General features: G+C 61.8%; 17 protein-coding genes and 1 pseudogene. 11 read left to right on the top strand and 7 right to left on the bottom strand.

Annotated features, from left to right (window positions below):
- Positions 1-3 precede the first annotated feature (3 nt).
- On the top strand, positions 4-1,476 hold the full coding sequence (locus tag J7I92_RS21970) for an NAD-dependent succinate-semialdehyde dehydrogenase (protein WP_214843952.1): 1,473 nt from the start codon (positions 4-6) through the stop codon (positions 1,474-1,476).
- A gap of 136 nt (positions 1,477-1,612) precedes the next feature.
- On the opposite strand, the gene J7I92_RS21965 is transcribed toward J7I92_RS21970, so the two are convergent.
- From J7I92_RS21965 to J7I92_RS21950, 4 genes are all read right to left on the bottom strand, one after another.
- Positions 1,613-2,908 (bottom strand): cytochrome P450, encoded by a 1,296-nt coding sequence (locus J7I92_RS21965; RefSeq protein ID WP_214843950.1) that lies wholly within the window; start codon positions 2,906-2,908, stop codon positions 1,613-1,615.
- A gap of 103 nt (positions 2,909-3,011) precedes the next feature.
- Positions 3,012-3,779, bottom strand: a complete 768-nt coding sequence (locus J7I92_RS24460) for an IclR family transcriptional regulator (RefSeq protein WP_214843948.1) — start codon at positions 3,777-3,779, stop codon at positions 3,012-3,014.
- Between the two features lie 128 nt (positions 3,780-3,907).
- On the bottom strand, positions 3,908-5,236 hold the full coding sequence (locus J7I92_RS21955; protein WP_214843946.1) for an MFS transporter: 1,329 nt from the start codon (positions 5,234-5,236) through the stop codon (positions 3,908-3,910).
- 254 nt (positions 5,237-5,490) lie between these two features.
- Entirely contained in the window at positions 5,491-6,423 is a 933-nt protein-coding gene (locus J7I92_RS21950) for a cytochrome b/b6 domain-containing protein (protein WP_214843944.1), read from the bottom strand.
- 451 nt (positions 6,424-6,874) lie between these two features.
- Here J7I92_RS21950 and J7I92_RS21945 point away from each other — a divergent pair, with 451 nt between their 5' ends.
- The 6 genes from J7I92_RS21945 to J7I92_RS21920 all read left to right on the top strand — a co-directional run bounded on the left by J7I92_RS21945 (position 6,875) and on the right by J7I92_RS21920 (position 13,360).
- Positions 6,875-8,242 (top strand): MFS transporter, encoded by a 1,368-nt coding sequence (locus tag J7I92_RS21945; RefSeq protein ID WP_214843941.1) that lies wholly within the window; start codon positions 6,875-6,877, stop codon positions 8,240-8,242.
- A gap of 71 nt (positions 8,243-8,313) precedes the next feature.
- On the top strand, positions 8,314-9,810 hold the full coding sequence (locus J7I92_RS21940; protein ID WP_214843939.1) for an MmgE/PrpD family protein: 1,497 nt from the start codon (positions 8,314-8,316) through the stop codon (positions 9,808-9,810).
- Between the two features lie 22 nt (positions 9,811-9,832).
- The gene (locus tag J7I92_RS21935; protein WP_214843937.1) at positions 9,833-10,777 is read left to right on the top strand and encodes a DMT family transporter; all 945 of its coding nucleotides are present in this window, start codon (positions 9,833-9,835) and stop codon (positions 10,775-10,777) included.
- A 914-nt stretch (positions 10,778-11,691) separates the two neighbouring features.
- Positions 11,692-12,546, top strand: coding sequence for a TIGR02677 family protein (locus tag J7I92_RS21930; RefSeq protein ID WP_214843935.1), 855 nt, complete (start codon positions 11,692-11,694; stop codon positions 12,544-12,546).
- Positions 12,443-12,853, top strand: a complete 411-nt coding sequence (locus J7I92_RS24725; RefSeq protein WP_396020442.1) for a DUF2399 domain-containing protein — start codon at positions 12,443-12,445, stop codon at positions 12,851-12,853. Before J7I92_RS21930 ends, J7I92_RS24725 begins: the two co-directional genes overlap by 104 nt.
- 369 nt (positions 12,854-13,222) lie before the next feature.
- Positions 13,223-13,360 (top strand): hypothetical protein, encoded by a 138-nt coding sequence (locus tag J7I92_RS21920; protein ID WP_214843931.1) that lies wholly within the window; start codon positions 13,223-13,225, stop codon positions 13,358-13,360.
- A 90-nt stretch (positions 13,361-13,450) separates the two neighbouring features.
- Here the strand turns inward: J7I92_RS21920 and J7I92_RS21915 are convergent, their stop codons facing one another.
- Positions 13,451-13,867: a hypothetical protein gene (locus J7I92_RS21915; RefSeq protein ID WP_214843929.1), complete on the bottom strand. Its 417-nt coding sequence runs from the start codon at positions 13,865-13,867 to the stop codon at positions 13,451-13,453.
- A 376-nt stretch (positions 13,868-14,243) separates the two neighbouring features.
- Between J7I92_RS21915 and J7I92_RS21910 the strand changes: the two genes are divergently transcribed.
- Positions 14,244-14,435: a hypothetical protein gene (locus J7I92_RS21910; RefSeq protein ID WP_214843927.1), complete on the top strand. Its 192-nt coding sequence runs from the start codon at positions 14,244-14,246 to the stop codon at positions 14,433-14,435.
- Positions 14,436-14,934: 499 nt separating this feature from the next.
- On the opposite strand, the gene J7I92_RS21905 is transcribed toward J7I92_RS21910, so the two are convergent.
- Positions 14,935-15,420, bottom strand: coding sequence for a hypothetical protein (locus J7I92_RS21905; protein ID WP_251040314.1), 486 nt, complete (start codon positions 15,418-15,420; stop codon positions 14,935-14,937).
- A gap of 324 nt (positions 15,421-15,744) precedes the next feature.
- Between J7I92_RS21905 and J7I92_RS21900 the strand changes: the two are divergent.
- Positions 15,745-16,153 (top strand): annotated as a pseudogene (locus J7I92_RS21900) (chromosome partitioning protein ParB); the annotation flags it as partial.
- A gap of 288 nt (positions 16,154-16,441) precedes the next feature.
- Here the strand turns inward: J7I92_RS21900 and J7I92_RS21895 are convergent.
- On the bottom strand, positions 16,442-16,621 hold the full coding sequence (locus J7I92_RS21895) for a DUF2188 domain-containing protein (RefSeq protein ID WP_251040313.1): 180 nt from the start codon (positions 16,619-16,621) through the stop codon (positions 16,442-16,444).
- A 100-nt stretch (positions 16,622-16,721) separates the two neighbouring features.
- On the opposite strand from J7I92_RS21895, the gene J7I92_RS21890 reads away from it, so the two are divergent.
- On the top strand, positions 16,722-17,756 hold the full coding sequence (locus J7I92_RS21890; protein ID WP_214843925.1) for an AAA family ATPase: 1,035 nt from the start codon (positions 16,722-16,724) through the stop codon (positions 17,754-17,756).
- Positions 17,757-18,057: 301 nt separating this feature from the next.
- Positions 18,058-18,366: transposase (locus J7I92_RS21885; protein WP_214840820.1), on the top strand; the 309-nt coding region annotated here is incomplete at its 3' end.

Raw genomic sequence — 18,366 nt, 5'->3', positions numbered from 1 at the left:
GATATGACTGTTTCTGCCCTGATCGTTGAAGATGCGGCGCTCGCGCTGGTGCACAAGGACCTCTTCATTGGTGGTCAGTGGGTTCCCGCCGAGGACAACCGGACCCTGGACGTTTTCGATCCCGCCACCGGCGAGGTGCTCTGCGCTGTGGCAGACGCCTCGCCGGCGGATGGGCGGCGCGCACTCGAAGCCGCCGTGGCCGCCCAGCCCGGTTTCGCCCGCACTACACCACGTTCGCGGTCCAAAATGCTGATCCGCGCGCTGGAGCTGTTGCAGGAGCGGACCGAGCAGATCGCTGCCATTATGTCCCTGGAGGCCGGTAAACCGCTGGCCGAAGCCAGGGCAGAGATCGCCAGCACCGGCGATTTTATCCAGCACTTTGCTGAAGAAGCGGTCCGCACGGAAGGAAACTACCAGGTAAACCCGGTCAGCGGTGGGCGGATGATCGTTACCCGCCAGCCCATCGGCACCGCTATTCTCATCACCCCCTGGAACTTTCCGCTCTCGCAGGCGGCACGCAAACTCGCACCCTCCATCGCGGCAGGCTGCACCTCGGTGGTCAAGCCTGCGAAGGAGACTCCGTTGACGCTGCTGGCATTCGCGGAAGTTCTCAAGGACGCGGGAGTCCCGGACGGTGTTGTTAATGTGGTGACCACCAGCGATTCCAACGGCGTGATGGAACCGTTGATCCGCTCCGGACTTGCCCGGAAACTCTCCTTCACCGGATCAACCCCGGTGGGCGTGAAGCTTCTGGAACAGGCCGCCGAGCAGGTTCTGAGCACGTCCATGGAACTGGGCGGCAACGCACCGTTCATCGTCTTCGAGGACGCGGACCTGACCGTTGCCATCGACAGCCTCGTCATGAACAAGATGTGGAATGCAGGCCAGACCTGCACCTCCGCAAACCGGATTTTTGTTCACTCCTCGATCATCGACCGCTTCCAGGAGATGCTCGTCGAGCGGATGTCCGCTTTCGTTCAGGGACGGGGCACCGACGCCGGCGTGAACCTGGGACCGCTGATCAATGCCAGGCAGCTGGCTGCCGTAGGGGCGATGGTTAAGGACGCGGTCGACGTCGGCGCGAAGCTCGTGCTCGGCGGTTCACCGCTGCCGGGGGCCGGCTACTTCTACCCGCCAACTATCCTGCGCGACGTTCCCGAGACCGCTGCCCTGAACCGCGACGAGATATTCGGCCCGGTGGCCGCACTGATTCCGTTCGAGTCAGAGGAAGAAGTGGTCCGCCGTGCCAACGACACGGACTACGGATTGGTCTCTTACCTGTTTACCGAAGACCTCCGGCGCGCCGTCCGGGTGGCTGAGGACCTGGAATCCGGCAACGTAGGGCTGAACCGCGGCACAGTCGCCTACGCTGCGGCGCCCTTCGGAGGAGTTAAGAAGTCCGGGTTGGGCCGCGAAGGAGCCAAGGAAGGCATCGAGGAGTTCCTGGAGACGAAGTTCATAGCCTTGCAGCTCTAATCCTTTGGTTCACTGCAATTTGCAGAAAGGGTGCCGATCCTCGCAGGAGGATCGGCACCCTTTCTGCGTGCATAACGGGCCTTAAACGCCGGAGGCCGGCAGGAGCTCCTGCCGGCCTTCGGTTTGTTGCTGGGGGCTACCCGCCCTGTCGCGCCGTGATGGTGACGCGGAGGCTGTCCACGCCGTTGGTGAGGCTATTGCCTTTGAGGAGGGTCAGATCCTTCTCCGGATCGAAGTCCACCTTCTCCACCTGTTCGGCAAGTACCTGGAAGAGGATTGTGCTCTCCAGCCGGGCAAGCGGTGCGCCGAGGCAGGCATGAACACCATGCCCAAAGCCGAAGTGGCCATCGGTCTCGCGGTCGATGTCGAACTCATCCGCGTGGTCCCATTGGGCCTCATCGCGGTTTGCCGACGCCAGCAGCAGCCGGACGATGGAACCCTTCGGAATGGTCACACCGGAGAATTCGAAGTCCTCCTTTGTCCGGCGGGGGGCCTTGTGCACCGGCCCCCGAAAGCGGACCAGTTCCTCGATGAACTTTGCACCATCCTCCTCGGGATTTTCCCGGAGGCGGCGCAGCAGGGCAGGGTTTGCCCGCAGTTCGCGGAACCCGCCGGCGATCAGCCGTTCGGTGGTCTCGAACCCCGCCACGAAGACGAAGGCGCACAGCTCGATGGCCTCCTGCTCCGTCAGGAGCCCCTCGTCCTTCCATGAACGGGCAATATGCCCGGCAACAGTCTCACTTTTCTCATCGTAGAGACGATGGAGGGTCTGCCGGAGGTACTCGAAGAACTCCATGGTGTAGTTTTCGTCATCATCGGTGCCCGGCGCCATGCGGGACAGGCGGGCGAAGTAGACGAACATGGAGTCTGAGAGCAGATGAACCTTATTCAGGTCCTCGACAGGAACCCCGAGAATCCCACTGATAGTGGCCATGGTAAGGGGGCGGGATACGTCCCTGACCACCTCTGCACTGCCTAAGTTCACGAGTGCGTTGACGCGTTCTTCAGCCACTTCGCGGACGCGGTCAGTAACCAGAGCGATCGCCTTCGGAATGAAGGCAGAAGCGATGACCTTTCGCAGCTTGATGTGAGCTTGACCGTCCAGCAGGGTGGGGAATGCGAACGGCGGAACGTCGTTGACCTGGCTTAGGAAGATCTTGGGAGTGCGCATGCCCTTACGGACATCCTGATACCGCGCGATGAAATAGACGTCCTCATCAGGATGATGGACCCGGAGTACCGGGTGGTGCTCGCGCATCCACTTGAAGTGGGCGTAGGGCTCTCCCTGGGTGCCCGTCTCATCGATAACAGTCCACGGCGCCAGGCCTTCGGGCCAGGCGATTTCATGGGAGTACGGGAGCTCGGTGCCCGGAATAGATGATGCTCCCGGGACCTCGGCAGCAGGGTTTGCTAGTTCAGCGTTGGCGGACATCCTTGTCCTTTCAGTGATAGCGGTTTGGTAGTTCCACCGTGCCATGTGTGACTCCCAACACCAGGCAAACTTTCACTGAGTGAAAACGGCCAGAGTAAGCGCCTCAGTTCCGCCGCGGGGGTTGGGCGCCCAGGGCCATTGAGATGCCAAAGGAAGCGGCTTGCATGGCAGGAATAGCCTCGGCCGCGCGCTCGGTCCCGAGGGCATAAACAACGCTGAGGGCGGCCACCACCCGGTTGCCGGTGCCAAAGACGGGAACCGCCATCCCGGTCCATCCTGGTGTGCCGATGCCGGGCGCAATACAGGCTCTTTTCTGCCGGATATCGGCCAGCATCTTGCGAATGGTTTCCGGGTCTGTGACGGTGTCCGGCGTGTATCGGGCAAGCGGCTTGGAAAGAAACTGCTCCTGGAATGCAGCCGGCGCAAAAGCAAGAAGAACCAGCCCGGAGGAGGCGGCGTGAATCGGGTGCCGCTGGGCTACCAGTGCACGGTTGAGGTCCAAGCCTTCCGGTGTGAGCCGCTCCAGGTAGAGGATGGTGTGGCCCTCGAGCACCGAGAGGGTAGTCAGCCTGCCCAGGCTCTCGAAGAGATCCTCCATATAGGGGAGGGCGGTATCCCGAAGCGAGAGGGCGTCACTGCCGCGGGTGGAGAGCTCCCAAAGGCGCAGGCCGATACGTATTTGCTTGGACTCATCGCGCTCCAGTAGCCCGTGGCGAACAAGTTCCGACACGAGGCGGTACGTGGTGGGCACCGGGAGCCCTGCCCGGTCAGCCAGCGCGGTCAAGGGCAGTGAGCGCTGCTGGCGGTCGAAGGAGGCCAAGATTCGCGCTACCTTCGTGATAACTGATTCGCCGGGGGATGGAGCGGTCACGCCTGTGCCTGTCGTTCGAAGGAATCCGCACGCAACATCATCGATGTGCGTACGGATTCCTTGAATTCTATGGGGTTTTGGTCTGGAAAGGCAGTCGAACCCAGTTGGACTCTTGCCTAAGGATTAGTCTATTGCTGGGCGCGGACAGGGAGTTCCGCTCCTGGACTTCCTAACTTGATCGGATCCGCGATGACATCCATTTCACGGGCATTGGGAAGACCGAACCTCGCAACGAAGATTCCCGCGACGGCAAAAACCATCACGTAGTAGGCCGGCGCCGTTGCACCGAAGCTGGCGGACATCCAGGTCGCAATGAACGGCACAGTTCCGCCGAAGACGGAGAATGCCACCGAGTAGGCGAAGCCGCTGGCGCTGGCACGGACATCCACCGGGAAAAGTTCAACGATAGCAACGCCGGAGACAATCATCGTTGAGTACATCAAGGATGCAAAGACTCCGAGGCCGATTGCAGCCGGCACTGCGCCCCAGGACATGAGAATGAAGGCCGGGAGTACCCAAACCGCGAGGCCCGTCGACATGAGAGTGGCGAAGTTCTTGCGTGTCATCTTGTCCATAAGCCGTCCCAGCAAGGTGCAGGCAATCATGGCGATGACCATGCCGACGACCAGGATCCCCAGCGCCGTTGACATCTGGAAGCCTTCAAACTGGACCAGGTGGGAGACCATGTAGCCGACTGTCAGGTATCCGGCCACCGCCTGGAGGGCTACCCAGCTAAACAGGATGAACAGTTCTTTCGGTACGGTGCGGAAGGCCTGCACCAATGGCGAGTGCCGGTGGCCAGCCGCACTATTGATCACGGCGGATTCCTTGGCGGCGTCCTTGAACGCATCCGACTCGTCAATGTGCAGGCGAAGGTAGAGTCCGACAATTCCGAGCGGCACAGCGATGAAGAATGGCAGACGCCAGCCCCAGCTGATCAGGGCTTCTGGTGAAAGCATCGAGGTGGTGATCATTGCCGTGAGCGCTGCACAGGCGGCGCCGGCAATTGAGGCCACGATCAGAGGAGCCGTGTTGTGCCCGCGGTTTTGGGCTTTGGAATGCTCCACCACGAGAACAAAAGCGCCGGTGGATTCGCCTCCTACGGAGAAGCCCTGAAGCAGGCGGCAAGCGATCAGGAGGATCGGGGCGAGGATTCCCACCGTGTCATAGGTGGGAAGCAGGCCCAGGATGGTGGTGGCGATGCTCATCAGCAGGAGGGCGAGGATTAGTTGGCGTTTGCGCCCGAAACGGTCGCCGATGTGCCCGAAGACAATCCCACCGACCGGGCGGATGAAGAATGCGAGGCCGAAGACCGCGAACGTGGAAAGGAGTCCGACAACCGGGTCCACAGTGGGGAAGAACAGCTTGGCGATCGTCACGGCAAAGTAGGCATAGAGCGCGTTGTCAAAGTACTCAATGAAGTTTCCGATTGCGCCGGCTCTGCGTACTTTGCGCATGCGGGCATTCTCGGAAACTGCCGGAGAATGGGTGGTTGCCATAGTGTTTTCCCTCGGGTCGTGTTGGAAGGGGGGGGGGGGGCCGGCTCCGTCAAGCTGCCGGTGTAGCGGAAGCGGATCGATCGGTATAGGGGCGTCTTTGCCCGATACCAAGTGAACTGCTTCTTATTTCTATTGGTAAGACCTTTATGCTATTTGAGCAATTAGTGGCCGTGATGTCAATGACATTGAGCCAACTTCTGACTGACACGGATTTAGCGGCTGACCTTGCCCATCAGCGAGGCGATGGGACGAAGGAAGAGCGGACGCGCCAGAAACCAGCTGCCGATAATCGCGAGGAGGGCCAGGGCGAAGAGGCCGAAGCCGAGCAGGCCGTCGTCGTCCCGGGCAGCGAACATGTGATTTAGGTTTTGCAGGGCGCCGGTCACGAAGACAAGTGTTACGTGAACAACCGTGAACAGCACGAAGTAGACCATGACGGGAACATGGATCCTACGGGCCAGCTCGACCGGGTACACCTTGTTGATTCGCGCGGCGGATTGCGGCCAGGCTCCGGACATCCGAAGCCCCGAAATGATGGCAAGCGGGGCTGCGATGAAGACTGTTGCGAAGTAGCTGAGCAGCTGGAGGGCGTTGTAATGGATCCAGCCATTTTCGAGCGGCCAGTCAAATGCGGCGTACTGCAAAAGTGCAGACAGGGCGTTCGGAAAGACGTCCAGGGATGTGGGCAGAATCCGCATCCAGTGGCCGGTAGCGAAGAGCAGCACGATGTAGATTGCGCCGTTGAGTACCCACAGGGTGTCGAGGGTCAGGTGTAGCCACAGATCCAGGCTGATCTTCTTCGGGGGGCGCTTGGTCCTTAGGAAGCCTGAATTATTTCGGGTCCACTGGCCGGACGGTCTTGTCGAGGTCCGCACCTGCCAGCCGGTCCGAATGATCAGAACGATGAAAAAGGCATTGAAAAAGTGCTGCCAGTTGAGCCACGCCGGCAAGCCCTCGGGAGTGTCTCGCGGGAGGGTGCCGTTCCCCGGATATTCGGCCACGAACCCTTGGACCGCCGGCTCAGCCATGAGCCAGCGGGCCAGGAGAACCAAAATTCCGAGGGCTGAAATCGCACCCACGGCCGTCGCTGAGAACCTCAGCCATTTGTTCTTTTGGGCAGGTTTCTTCGGGGCGAGCGTCGACATCGTCGTCTGTTCCTCTCGTGTGGGTTGGTGAAGGAACGGAGCCGGTTAGGGGCAGCTGCCGTCCGCGCTGCGTATCGGCCGGTCCGGCTTCCGCTGCGTCTGAAGAATCCGTCCCTCCGTCGCAGCGTCCAAATTATCGTTCAAGAGTAGGCGGATTTGGCTCATTGGTCAATTGGTAAGACCGCTAGTAGTAAGGTCTTTACGCTGCAGGAGGGCGGCTTAAGCGAGAGGTTGGCGGCTTGTGGCGCACCCAGCCGGAGGGCCGACGCGGTGCGGAACCTTTTGTGCTTGACATCACATGATGGTGGTCGTAGCGTAATGGTTCTACCAATGAGTCGAATGGGTGTTGCTCGCTTTTCCTGAGCCCACCTGACTGATTCATCGCCCGGCAAAGGTGCCACCAGGTTTCTCCTGTCTACCGGCACTCGGAGCCCCTCATTTTGGAGGCACGTTGAGCACGACGATCTCATTGCAGGACCGGGAACTACGGCGCAAGCGCACGGAAGTCACCCGTGCTGGAGCCATCGGCAACTTTATAGAATTTTTCGATTTCAGCCTCTACGGCTTTTTCGCGGTCATGATCTCACAGCTGTTCTTCCCGACCATCAGCCCGGTCGCTGCCCTCCTGGCCACGTTTGCCGTATACGGCGGTGCCTTCGTCATGCGCCCGGTCGGGGCAATCGTGTTTGGTCACGTCGCCGACCGCGTTGGCCGCCGCCGCGCACTCATCCTGGCTGTCATCCTCATGAGTCTGGCCACCACCTTGATCGGCGTACTGCCGACTTTCGCCCAGGTCGGCGTAGCAGCCCCGGCCCTGCTGCTTCTTTGCCGCCTGACCCAGGCCTTCTCAGCAGGTGGTGAGCAGAGCAACTCCTACGTGCTGGTCCTCGAGCAGTCTGCTGCCAACCAGCGCGGCCGAAACGGATCGTGGCTGGTCGTCGCGGTTATGGGCGGCGTGGTCAGCGGCATCTTGCTCTCGCTGCTAATGGAGTCGATGACCACAGTGGAACAAATGACTGCATGGGGTTGGCGTGTGCCGTTCCTGATTGCGGCCCCGTTGGGCCTCCTCGGCCTCTACCTGCGGCTCAAGCTGCAGGAATCCGATGTCTTCAAGGCGGCAGCCGCCGAGGTGTCAAAGTCCGATAAGCGGCACGTTCCGCTCGTCCAGGCCTTTCGCACCGTCAAGAAGGAGATGCTTGTCCTATTCGGGTGGGTCGCACTCGTGTCGCTGTGCGGATACATCCTTATCGGCTTCATGGTGACCCTGCTGGTCAAATTCGAGGGCTACGATATGTCCTCGGCTTTGGGCATCATGGCGATCGGCTTCCTTCTTGGCATCCCCGCCGTTCAGGGAATATGCCGCTGGTCGGACCGGGTCTCCCGCAAGACCTTCGCGGGTCTTAACGCGGCAGCCCTGGTGATCTGGGCTATTCCTGCATTCCTGCTGATCGGTCAGGGCCCCGTGGGTGCAACCGTGGCTATCACCGGCTGGATCATCATCATGTATCCGATGAACCTGGTGGCAGGTTTCGCCGTCGTCGAGCTGTTCCCCGTTGATGTCCGCGCAACCGCCAGTGCCCTGCCTTATCAGTTGGCCTTCGCGGTCTTCGGCGGCAGTGCCCCTTATGTCGCGACATGGCTTACCTCATCGTTCTCGTCCATGGCCGTCGCCTACTACGTCACGATTTTCGCGGTCATTGGCATCGCCGTGGCGGTGTTCGGCTTGCCGAACGCCCGCGAAAAGGCCGTGATCTCCACGGATGGGGACAAGACCCTGGAGGACGAGCTCGACGACGCCAAGGCAGCTTCCCTGCGTTAGCCCTGCAACCCCTGCAGTGGGGTCGCGGCGGTACGAATGCTCCAAAAAGACTTCGAAGGAAGGGACAAGATATGCCTGAGACTCAATTGAACCTCACCCGGCAGTTGGCCGAGTTCGTTGCCAATACCCGTTACGAGGCTCTGCCGACAGAGGTGGTGAAAGAAAGCAGGCGTCTGCTTCTGGACACCATTGGCTGTGCGCTGGGCGCCATCAACACACCCAGTGGAAGGATCGCGCTGCAGCATGTTGAGTCACTCGGCGGTGGTCCCAACGCGACGGTCCTGGGCCTGGGCATCAAGACGTCCGCAACCAATGCTGTATATGCCAACGCGCGCCTGGCCAATGTGCTGGACGCGGACGATACGTTTCCGACCTCAACGCACTTCGGCAATGCGACCGTGTTTTCTGCTCTCGCCCTGACTGAACAATTCGAAGGCAGCGACACAGACCTTTTGACTGCAATTGCCGTGGGGTTCGATGTCGGCGCCAGAATCGGAAGCTGGATGGGCGCCCCGTTCCAGGTCAGGGACGGTGAAGTTGTGGGCTGGAATGAGCTTGGCGGACCGCCGGCGACTGTGACGTGGGCTGCGGTCGGGGCGGCAGCCAGTGCAGCGCGACTCGATTCCGTGCAGACCAATCATGCGTTCGGGCTGGCAGGGGCGAACTCGCCCCAGCCCACTATCCGCAAATGGGCGGAAGCCCGGATCCAACCGATGTACAAGTACGCCGATGCTGGCTGGTGCGCCGATATCGGCGTTTCCGCAACGTTGCTCAGCAAACTGGGCAGCACGGGGTTCCTGGACATCCTGGATGGAGACAACGCCTTCTGGCGGTTTTATGGATCACCCACCCACGAGGATGATCTCCTGATCAGCCGGCTGGGCTCTGACTGGCAGATACTCAATACCACCTACAAGCTTTGGCCATGCTGCCGGTGGATACATCATCCCCTGACGGCATTCTCACGTCTGATCGAAGAGCACGGCCTGAAGCCGGAGGAGATTGAGGGCGTCGTCGTGAGGGCCAATCCGCTTGCCTTGTCAGAGATCTTCCGCGCACAGCAGCCGGCAGACCCGCTGACGGCCGAATTCAGCCATGCCCACGCGATCGCTGCCATGGCATACGGCATTCCAGCAGGCCCGGCCTGGTACGAGCGGGAAGCGATGACCGCTCCCCGCATGGTCGCCTTCCGCGGGAAAGTAACCGTCAAACCTGAGCCCAGCTCCTCAAACATCGCAAAGTGGATGGGGGCCGGCCAATGGCGCGGCATCCCAGGGGGCGTCGAAGTTTTTGCCCGCGGAAGCCGATTTGCGGCAACGGCCGACAACGCGCTTGGCGATCCCTGGTCCGATTCGACCCGGTTCTCAAATGAGACCCTGGTTCAAAAGTTCCTGGGAATGTGTGGAGTGGGAGAAGCGGACGCGTCGTCCGGGCTCGCTGACCAGGCCGCGGCGTGCGCGGAGGCGATTCTCGCGGCAGATAGCGCCGCCGGGCTGTCATCTTGGGTATCGGACGTCGCGGATCTGTCGCGCACGCTGCGACGCACCCTCGTAGACGTCCGCTCGTAGCCTAGTAACGGGAAGGCTCCGGATGCTTGGACGAGCGGCGCTGATCTCCATGAGCTTGGTGATCGGAACAATGCTGGCTGCTCAAGCCCGGATTAACTCCTTCTTGGCCGCCGACCTGGGCGACGGGTACGCCGCGGCGCTGGTGGTGTTCTCCCTCGGATTCGCCACCACGGCCTCCTTCAGCCTTGTGCACCCCCGGGCTCGGGCCGCAGTTCGCAGGTTCCCGCGCCAGTTGCGCAGCGGCGAGATTGGCTGGTGGATAAGCCTTAGTGGCCCGATGGGTATCTTGGCGGTGCTGGCCCAGGCAGCCACAGTGAAAGTCGTCGGCGTGGCGCTTTTTTCGCTCTTCTTCATCTTCGGCCAAATAGTGTCCAGCGCGTCGATCGACCACTTCGGCTGGTCACCGGGCCGGCGTCTCCGGCTCACTCCTCTTGGTTTGGCTGCGGTAGTTCTGGCGCTGGCCGGGGTGGGTGCCGCCTCGCTACCCAGGCTAGGGAACTCATGGGCTGCCACTGTCCTGATCTTTGTCGTGGTCTTCACGGCCGGGGTGCTTATGTCGGGGCAAATGGCGCTCAACGGCTCGGTCACGGCTGCCACCGGACGCCCTGAGCCTGCCGGGCTGGCCACCTATGTCTTCGGTATCGCCGCGCTGCTGGCGGTCACGGCAGCGATGCAGCTTGCTGGCCATGGAACGGGCGTGCTCGTCGGTCTGGCCGAGGTGAAGTGGTGGTACCCGGCCGCCGGGCTCATCGGTCCCGTGGTGGTGCTGCTTGGCGCAGTCATCGTTCGCACCGTTGGTGCCCTACTCTTCTCGATGGGCCTGGTTGCCGGGCAGTTAGCCGGATCGATGCTGCTGGACGTTGCCTGGCCATCTGCTGGCACCATCTTCTCCTGGGCGACGCCATTAGGCGGATTGATGGCCCTCGCGGCCCTGTTCGTGCTGCAGCGGTGGGGACATCACCGGTAGGTCCCACCGGAGTAAACAAATGATTAGGAAGGTCAGGCCGAAGAACGCAGCGGGGGAAATCCTCGACAATTCGGGGTCTCGACTGCCGACGGGCTTAGCCGCATGTGAAGCATGGCGGACATGTTGCAGTAGATAGCTGTCCGGACAAACACAGCCGGATCTCTTCGGGACCCGCGTTCTGACTGGGGGCTCCGTCAGCCACGAAGTTAAGGTGTGGACAGTGTCCACAATTTGGGCTTCGGATCGGCTCGTACATCGGTCGGACTGGGCCGGATTGGGGATTTTTGCAGGAGTTCCCAGTGTTTGCAAGGGCTGGAATGCAGTTCGAGTCCCACCTCGGGCAGAGTGTTTCCACAGGTCAGAGGGGTTTTTGCTTTGACGTGTGTACAAAAGCTTGTGGTGGCGTCCCTCTGACGCTAGGGCGCGGCTGTGGCCTCGCCGCCGCGGTGGCGCATTAAGGTGTATGGGTGGCGGGTTCAGGGTCCTGGCTAGTGGGCCCTCCGCCTGCTGTGGGTTGGGTTACGCGGTTCCTCGTTCCCGTTCTGTCGGGTTGGTCTGGGTGGCCAACACCTGTTCATGGTTCAGGGGTGCGGGTACAACATGGCCTGGCCGACTTTGGTGCGGAGCTGGCTTGCAAAGCTCCTGCCAGCCGTCACGGGAGCCGCGTTTGCATGTTTGTCCTGGATGGACCTTGGGGCAATTCAAAGCGGCACATGCCTGGGCGCTCAGCCCTCATGCTGAGCACATGTGCCGGATTCTAGCGACTCGCAGGGATTCGGAGCGGCTCGGTTGGTTCCTCGCGGACCTTGGAACCATTGAACGGGCGGCTCGGCTTAGGTAACTGGGGAAGGTTGCTAGCCCTAGTTCGCCTGACATCTTACGAGTGTCAGTGCCCCGTGGGAGGATCTGTTGCTATGACGGACCTTCCACATTTCTCCATGCCAAATGCCATTGGCGCGTCAGGCAGTTACGGCCCCTTCGCCTACCTCAGTACCCCCCACGCTCCGTTGTATCGCCGCATCATGCGTGTGCTGATGTCGGAGAAGGAACGGTTCACGGTCCACGTCCGCCCGGACCAGGTCTCAATGGGACTCAGTGCTGACGGCGGGGAACCGGTCGAGGAGGGCTCGGTCACGGAGGCGCTGGAGCGATTATCCCAACCCGGCTGGGCCAACCTGCTTGCTTTTCCCGACTCGAGTAGGGTTACGGCGCTGGAGGATTTTTATCGGCGGCGGATGCTTTTCCAGATGTCACGTGAGGGGGAGGCGGCCGAGCGTGCGCTCGCGCAATATGACGTCGCACTTGGTACTCGCGGTGCCCTGCAGTCGGTGGCGCTGGAGGACATCGTAGTGCTGCTCACCAGCCTTGCCGACGCTGTTGCCGCCCACAGCGCGGGCGAGCCCGCGGACCCGGCCGTGACCCACCAGACCCTGCGCAGCCTGCGCGAACGCTTCGCCGAGCTGGCCGAGAACGCGGTGGCGTTTATGGGATCGATTCAGCGCACAATCGACCTCCACGACGCGGATGTGGATGCCTTCGTGGCCTACAAAGAGCAGCTCATCGACTACTTGGTGCTGACCCGTGGGGCTTCCATCGCGGACCTGCTCGGCAGAATTCCGCACGACGGAGTGCTGTTCCTGCGAGAACCCCACGATCGTCGAAGTTGTGGCCGAGCGCTGGGCACGAACTTCCGCTACGGGCGGGACGTCCACCGCGGGAGGGCCAGTGCTTGTGTGCACATCCGGTCAGCCGAGCACGGCGGTAGTTGAGCTGCTAACAAGACTCGCAGGAGAAGGGGCAGAATGCCGCTATCACGGTGACTTCGACTGGGCCGGTCTACGAATCGCCCGCTCGCTCAGCGCGCGAGTGAAGTGGATGCCGTGGCGATACGCGGACGCCGATTACCGTGCCGCTGTGCGAGACGGGAACCCTTCGCTTCGTCTGGCGGGAACCCCAGCCGAATCCCCGTGGGATCCGAAACTGGCGGTCGCCATGGCCGAATGCGGCCTCGCCCTCGAGGAGGAGGCTGTGGCGAATTTGCTTGCAGCCGACGCTTTGGCGGCCGCGCGCTCGTGAGCAGGGCCGTAATGGCGAGGCGAAGGGGGAACGGTCTGACGGTATCTCAGCCCCGACTCCGTGGTCGTGGATCTTGCCCACTCCTAGGTGGACCCTCGCACGCCTGGCCAGTGGACGCTCGCGGTGAGCACCGCGTCGTAGTAAGTGTTTGGTGGCGAATGGAGTGCACGACAGCGAACTCCAGCGCCTGTTGGTCAGGGCGCTTGCGGCTAATGAGGCCGCTGGCCCTGCGCCAGGGGCCTCAAAGTGGCCCGGCAGGCATGCAGGTCAAAGGCTTGAGGGTCGCGCTGTCTGTCCGTCTGGTGCAGGGGAGGGCCGCGCGGTGAGTGAAGTGCTGATGCGTTCGGTGCTGGTGAACCAGGAGAGCAGTTGTGGGTCGATGGCGCCGATGACGGTTCGCATGTTGACCAGTTGGGCCGTGACGTTGCTGTTGATGATCGGTTCGAGGTGGGCTATCCGATTCCGGAGGTGATAGACGCCTTCGACGGCGCGTTCGAGCTCGCGTGAGGTTCTGCGCAGATAGGGAAATGCTTCGTGGAGCGCTTCGTCCCAGAGGCGTTGTTTGCCGGCGTCGTGGCGCCCGGGCAGGATGAAGCGTCAGGTTCCGAAGGACATCGCGGCAAGGATGTCTTCGTGGAGAGGTTCTCGTTGGCCGTGTGGTCTGCGCTTCGTTGATTTGAGTGCGCGACGCCCGGCGTCGGGGATGTCGCGGCCGGCGATGCGGAGCAGCAGGGCACTTGGGTCGATGAGCCAGTCCGATGAATGCAGTCGACCGGTTTCGGGGTCCGGTTGAGATGCGTTCCAGATGCAGAGTTGTTCGTCCAAAGCGTTGCGCAGGACGACTTCGAAAACGTGTAGGGCTTCGTAGACGGCGCCTGAGAGGTCAATGTTCCAGCGGTAGAGCCGGATGGCTTCATGCAGGGTTGGTGTTTCTCGGATGTAGGGTGCGAGGCGCTCCGGGCTGATCCTGTGCTGGAGGACCCGTTCGATCGGTGTTTGCTGCGCTGCGGCCATAGGACTAAACTGTAGAGGAAGACAGGGGCAGGTTCCCTGTTATGGATTACTGAGGGTCCCGCGGCCAGGTGCTGCGGGGCCCTCAGCCGTTAACCGTGTTTGCAGCATCCCGGCTTGCGGTGTTGTTCACCATTCAGGGAGTGGCCAGCCAGTGCGTCTGGTCTCCGCTCGGCTGTGGCTTCGGCTGCCACGGGAAATTGTCGTAGGTGCAACTTAGCCTGATGGCAGCCCACCGAGCACCACGGAATGGGCCGAATTCGAAGAGCACTTCGACAAACGCAAGGTCGAGCTGGGCAACTGCGGCCGCCCCTACGCCACCCCCTGCGAACACGAACACGCCTGCATCCGCTGCCCCATGCTCCAAGGTGACCCTGGCATGATCGCTCGCCTCGACGAGATCAAAACCGACCCTATAGCCCGGCGCGAGCTCGCTGAAACAAAAGGGTGGCTCGGCGAACTCGAAGGCATCGATCTCACCCTCAAATTCCTCAAAGAAAAACGTGCCGACGCACAAAGATCCTTGCAGCGCTATCCGACCAATCTGGGCATCCCGGCCATCCGCGCTTGAATGAGGTGACAGCGAAGCCAGTTCGAGAAAACCTCCTCGGGGGCAACCAGAGTCGTCTTTGCCGATTTTGCCCACCAGGGGGAGGATAACCGGCTTCGCTCCTCCTGACGAAAACGCCTCGTTGAACTCAACTGGGCGACGAAATCCATATCTCTCCACTGGTGAGAGTTCGGGCGAGGCATTCGGCAATACGTACCGCGTCCTTTTCCGTTGTACCAGGCAAGAGTCTTATCCCAAGCTGCGAAGCCGGCAGATCGTTAGAAATGACTGCCCTTTCGATGCTGGGGTCTTATCGCAGGGACTCAGCGTGTCATGTCTCGGGTGAGTTGCGCCGAGGTTCCAGGAACTGTCGCCGCTGGAGGTACGACGAAACGAATCCGACGGCGAACCAGCGCACCCCGCCAGAAGCAGAGCTAAGACGGGGGAGATTATTTTCGGAAGCCTGCTCATAACTAGTGGACCGACGCGGGTGGGTTCTCTGCTGGCACATCGCCCGCTGTCAGTCTCGTGCCTTCCGGGCCTCGGAAATCAGTTCGGCCATAATTGCCCCGATAAGTACGAGCGTGAACGGCGACTTTGCACCTTCTACCCCCATAAACAGCATGAGGGGGTACTGCTTCTCGTCAAGGGGGAGCCCCGACCCAATCGGGCTGCCGATGATGGCAAAGACCGCGAGGATCGTGAGAGTCGTGAGCCGCGCAGCCGTACCGCGAATTGCAACGCGGTAGACCAGAATCGCAGCCGCAGCGAGTAGAACGAAGCCAAGCCGCCACACGTAGGGCAACCATTCTCCCGGGACCCCTACAACCCGGAAGTTGAAGCCCAGAAGAGCATTGGCGTAGGCAGCCTGTAGCTGCATCGTCAGATACCCCGTTAGGAGAATAACGAGCACAGGACCAGCCACAGCGGCAACGATAGGAACAGGCGGCCCCAAGTGACTCTGGGACGCCGAACTCTTCTTGTCCGGGCTGGTCAATTTCTCCATCACAAATCCCCCAATTCGATTGCTATGACTGTAAGCCTCCTCCCGCGATTCGGGTAGACACCCGTCAACAGGTCCATTGGGATCTCAAGAAGGAATTGAACGACCTGCAGGAGCGGCAGTTTCAAGGAACGGAGACCATCCCCCCTCAAGGTTCTCCCAGGCGGGGTGGAAGCGTCTGATCCCGGCCATCCTCTTTCGCGGCGGCCCGGTGCAAGGAGAGATCTGTTGTCCGGCACCCCTGGAGTGCGGAGGTTTTGCGGCGCTCTCTCGCGCCCAAGCGAGCAATCCACGACGGGCCCTTTGTTGTCCGCACTTGCAAAGTGCAGAGAAGCCACCACAGTCCGCCGCGAATGGGTCAAGACCCTGCTCGCCAGGAAGCAGGCACCGAAGGGCTGGCAGTATTTCACCGTCCACGCCATCACCCACCACCCCGAAACCGCAGCGGCTACGAAGGCAAAGTCGCCGCCGAAATGATCGGCGCGAAATTCGAAGAGTCCGACCGGTGGGCATGGAACCCGCTAAGGGATCACGTCGCCAAGACCACGGCACGGCCGGAGTCCGCTCTGATCGCACTGGTCTGCGCCGGATATGAAAAGACCATCGCCAAGGACTCATGGGCTCACCGTCCCAGACCCACCGGGACTACCTCGTCACGTGGGGATATGTTGACCGCGAGGTCGAGAGCATCATCCTCGACGGTCAGAAGCCAGCCGAGGACACCCCGGCCGCATAAAGACGAGCTTGCCGGGCGGCACCCCCGCCCGGCAAGACCCCCGGCCACTCATCACGTAAGGGCCGGGAACCTTCTAGAAGTCGGGCGATCAGCGCACCCGCCCACCCCGCAACCAGGGTGCCGCGCTGCCCAAACGGTGACGTCCACCCTTGCGGCGGCAACCACTACAAAACTTCAGCTAGGCTGAACCATAGATTTCCTTTGCCGAGGAGAACACAGAAGGGCCAGCCCAACAGCCGGCCCTTCTTGTTTCACCGACACCGCTGCGCGATGGCGTGAACTGCCGGATCAGCCCGGGACATTCCGGGGATCATTGCCGTAGCTGTTCTTGGGGCCGATCTTCCCGTCCTGGTTCTTGATGACGTGCTCCACCTTGTCGGCCTGGGCAGCGTCCCGACCTGCAGTTTCTGCCTCATCCTTGGTGCCGTAGCCGGCACCGAAAGCACGGCCAGTGCCCGCATTATCCAACGGAGACTGCCTGTACCGCGTGAACACTACGACCAAAAGGGAGTTGATACTGGTGAGGCCAACCCCACCCCGGTCGGGAATTGAGTACTACAGTGGATGCATGGCTGCCAGCCGCAATCCGCTCGACGACCTGCGCGAAACCATCGGCCATCTGGTCGATCAGCTCAAGCTGCCCGGTTCGGAGCGCGTCGACGACCTGGTCGGCGATCTCATCGGTGCGAGGCCCGGGCCGGCCCGGCCGCTGTCCGAGGTGCAGGCCGAGCTCGACGCGCTGGTCGGACTGGAGACCGTGAAGGAACAGGTGCGGGCCCTCGTCGCACTGCTCCAGGTCCAGGCCCGCCGTAAGACGCACGGCCTGCCGGAGGTGGCCACATCACAGCATCTGGTGTTCCTCGGAAACCCGGGCACGGGCAAGACCACCGTGGCGCGGCTCCTGGCCGAGATGTACCGCGCGGTCGGTCTGCTGCAGAAAGGCCACCTGGTCGAGGTCGACCGTTCGGGCCTGGTGGGGCAGTACGTCGGCGCGACCGCCATCAAGACGGACCGGGTGATCCGGCGTGCGCTGGACGGCGTCCTGTTCATCGACGAGGCCTACGCGCTGGCCCCGGAGGACGGCCGGATGGACTTCGGCCCCGAGGCGATCGAGGTCCTGCTCAAACGGATGGAGGACCACCGCCACCGCCTGGTCGTGATCGTGGCCGGGTACCCGCGGCTGATGGAGTCCTTCCTGCTCTCGAACCCCGGACTGCGCTCCCGGTTCGCCCGCGAGATCACGTTCCCCGACTACTCCGTCGACGCACTCCAGACGATCTTCCACCAGATGCTGGCCCAGCACGAGTACACGCTGGAGCCGGGTGCGGACCAGATGCTGCGCCGCATCCTCACCGGGCTCCACGCGGGCGAGGACTCCGGCAACGCACGGTTTGCCCGCACGCTGTTCGAGCAGGCGCTCAACCGCCAGGCGCTGCGGCTGTCGCTCGACGAGGAACAAAGTCTCGACGCGCTCGATCGTGAGGCCGTCATGACGCTCACCGCGGACGACATCGTCGAGGCCGCGCTGGCCTTGGGCGAGGAGCCGGAGCCGGAACCGACGCCGGAACCGGAGCAGTCACGCTGGTGGCGCTGGCTGGTCTGACCGGATCTGCGGCGGCTGTCAGGCGAATGCCCGTCATTTTTAGAAGTCATGTGCACTGAATGTCAGGAGTCCTCTGCACTAAGCCATTGGGCGGCGGAGTGCTGAGCCGAAGTGACCTTGGTGCAGAGGAGTATCGAGCAGCCAGTGTTCAGAAGTCATCTGCACTACCCCGAAATTACGGGAAAGTCAGTGCAGTCAGCTTCTGAAAATGACAGGGGCGGCCCTAGGAGCCTGCTGAATTAATCGCGAGCGTCAAGGCGCGTCGGCTGGACTGGCGCGGCTGGTGGTTAAGACTGGTCTTATGCAGGGACGCGAGGACGCGCAGCGCGGGTATTTGGATGTGGAGGCACTGGCCGGGGAGTTGTTGGCTCCGGGCAGTGTGTTCGCTTTTCTGGCCGGGCATCGGGGCCGGTTGTTTCCCGATTCAATGATGGAGGACCTCTTCCCGTCACGGCGGGGCCGCCCTTCAGTTCCGGCACCCGTGATCGGATCGGTGCTGGTGCTGCAGGCGTTGCAGGGTCTTTCTGACCGCGAAGCGGCGGAGGCTTTGACGTACGACCTGCGCTGGAAGGCCGCGTGCGGGTACGGGCTCACCGATACGGCGTTTCAC

The organism is Arthrobacter sp. ISL-72 (assembly GCF_018613755.1).
Taxonomy (GTDB): Bacteria; Actinomycetota; Actinomycetes; order Actinomycetales; family Micrococcaceae; genus Arthrobacter.
This window is presented reverse-complemented; position numbering and strand designations above follow the sequence as displayed.

Coding starts and splice junctions, on each gene's coding strand:
- J7I92_RS21970 (WP_214843952.1), top strand. CDS start 4: ATGACTGTTTCTGCCCTGATCGTTGAAGATGCGGCGCTCGCGCTGGTG.
- J7I92_RS21965 (WP_214843950.1), bottom strand. CDS start 2,908: ATGTCCGCCAACGCTGAACTAGCAAACCCTGCTGCCGAGGTCCCGGGA.
- J7I92_RS21955 (WP_214843946.1), bottom strand. CDS start 5,236: ATGCGCAAAGTACGCAGAGCCGGCGCAATCGGAAACTTCATTGAGTAC.
- J7I92_RS21950 (WP_214843944.1), bottom strand. CDS start 6,423: ATGTCGACGCTCGCCCCGAAGAAACCTGCCCAAAAGAACAAATGGCTG.
- J7I92_RS21940 (WP_214843939.1), top strand. CDS start 8,314: ATGCCTGAGACTCAATTGAACCTCACCCGGCAGTTGGCCGAGTTCGTT.
- J7I92_RS21935 (WP_214843937.1), top strand. CDS start 9,833: ATGCTTGGACGAGCGGCGCTGATCTCCATGAGCTTGGTGATCGGAACA.
- J7I92_RS21930 (WP_214843935.1), top strand. CDS start 11,692: ATGACGGACCTTCCACATTTCTCCATGCCAAATGCCATTGGCGCGTCA.
- J7I92_RS21915 (WP_214843929.1), bottom strand. CDS start 13,867: ATGGCCGCAGCGCAGCAAACACCGATCGAACGGGTCCTCCAGCACAGG.
- J7I92_RS21910 (WP_214843927.1), top strand. CDS start 14,244: ATGATCGCTCGCCTCGACGAGATCAAAACCGACCCTATAGCCCGGCGC.
- J7I92_RS21905 (WP_251040314.1), bottom strand. CDS start 15,420: ATGGAGAAATTGACCAGCCCGGACAAGAAGAGTTCGGCGTCCCAGAGT.
- J7I92_RS21890 (WP_214843925.1), top strand. CDS start 16,722: ATGGCTGCCAGCCGCAATCCGCTCGACGACCTGCGCGAAACCATCGGC.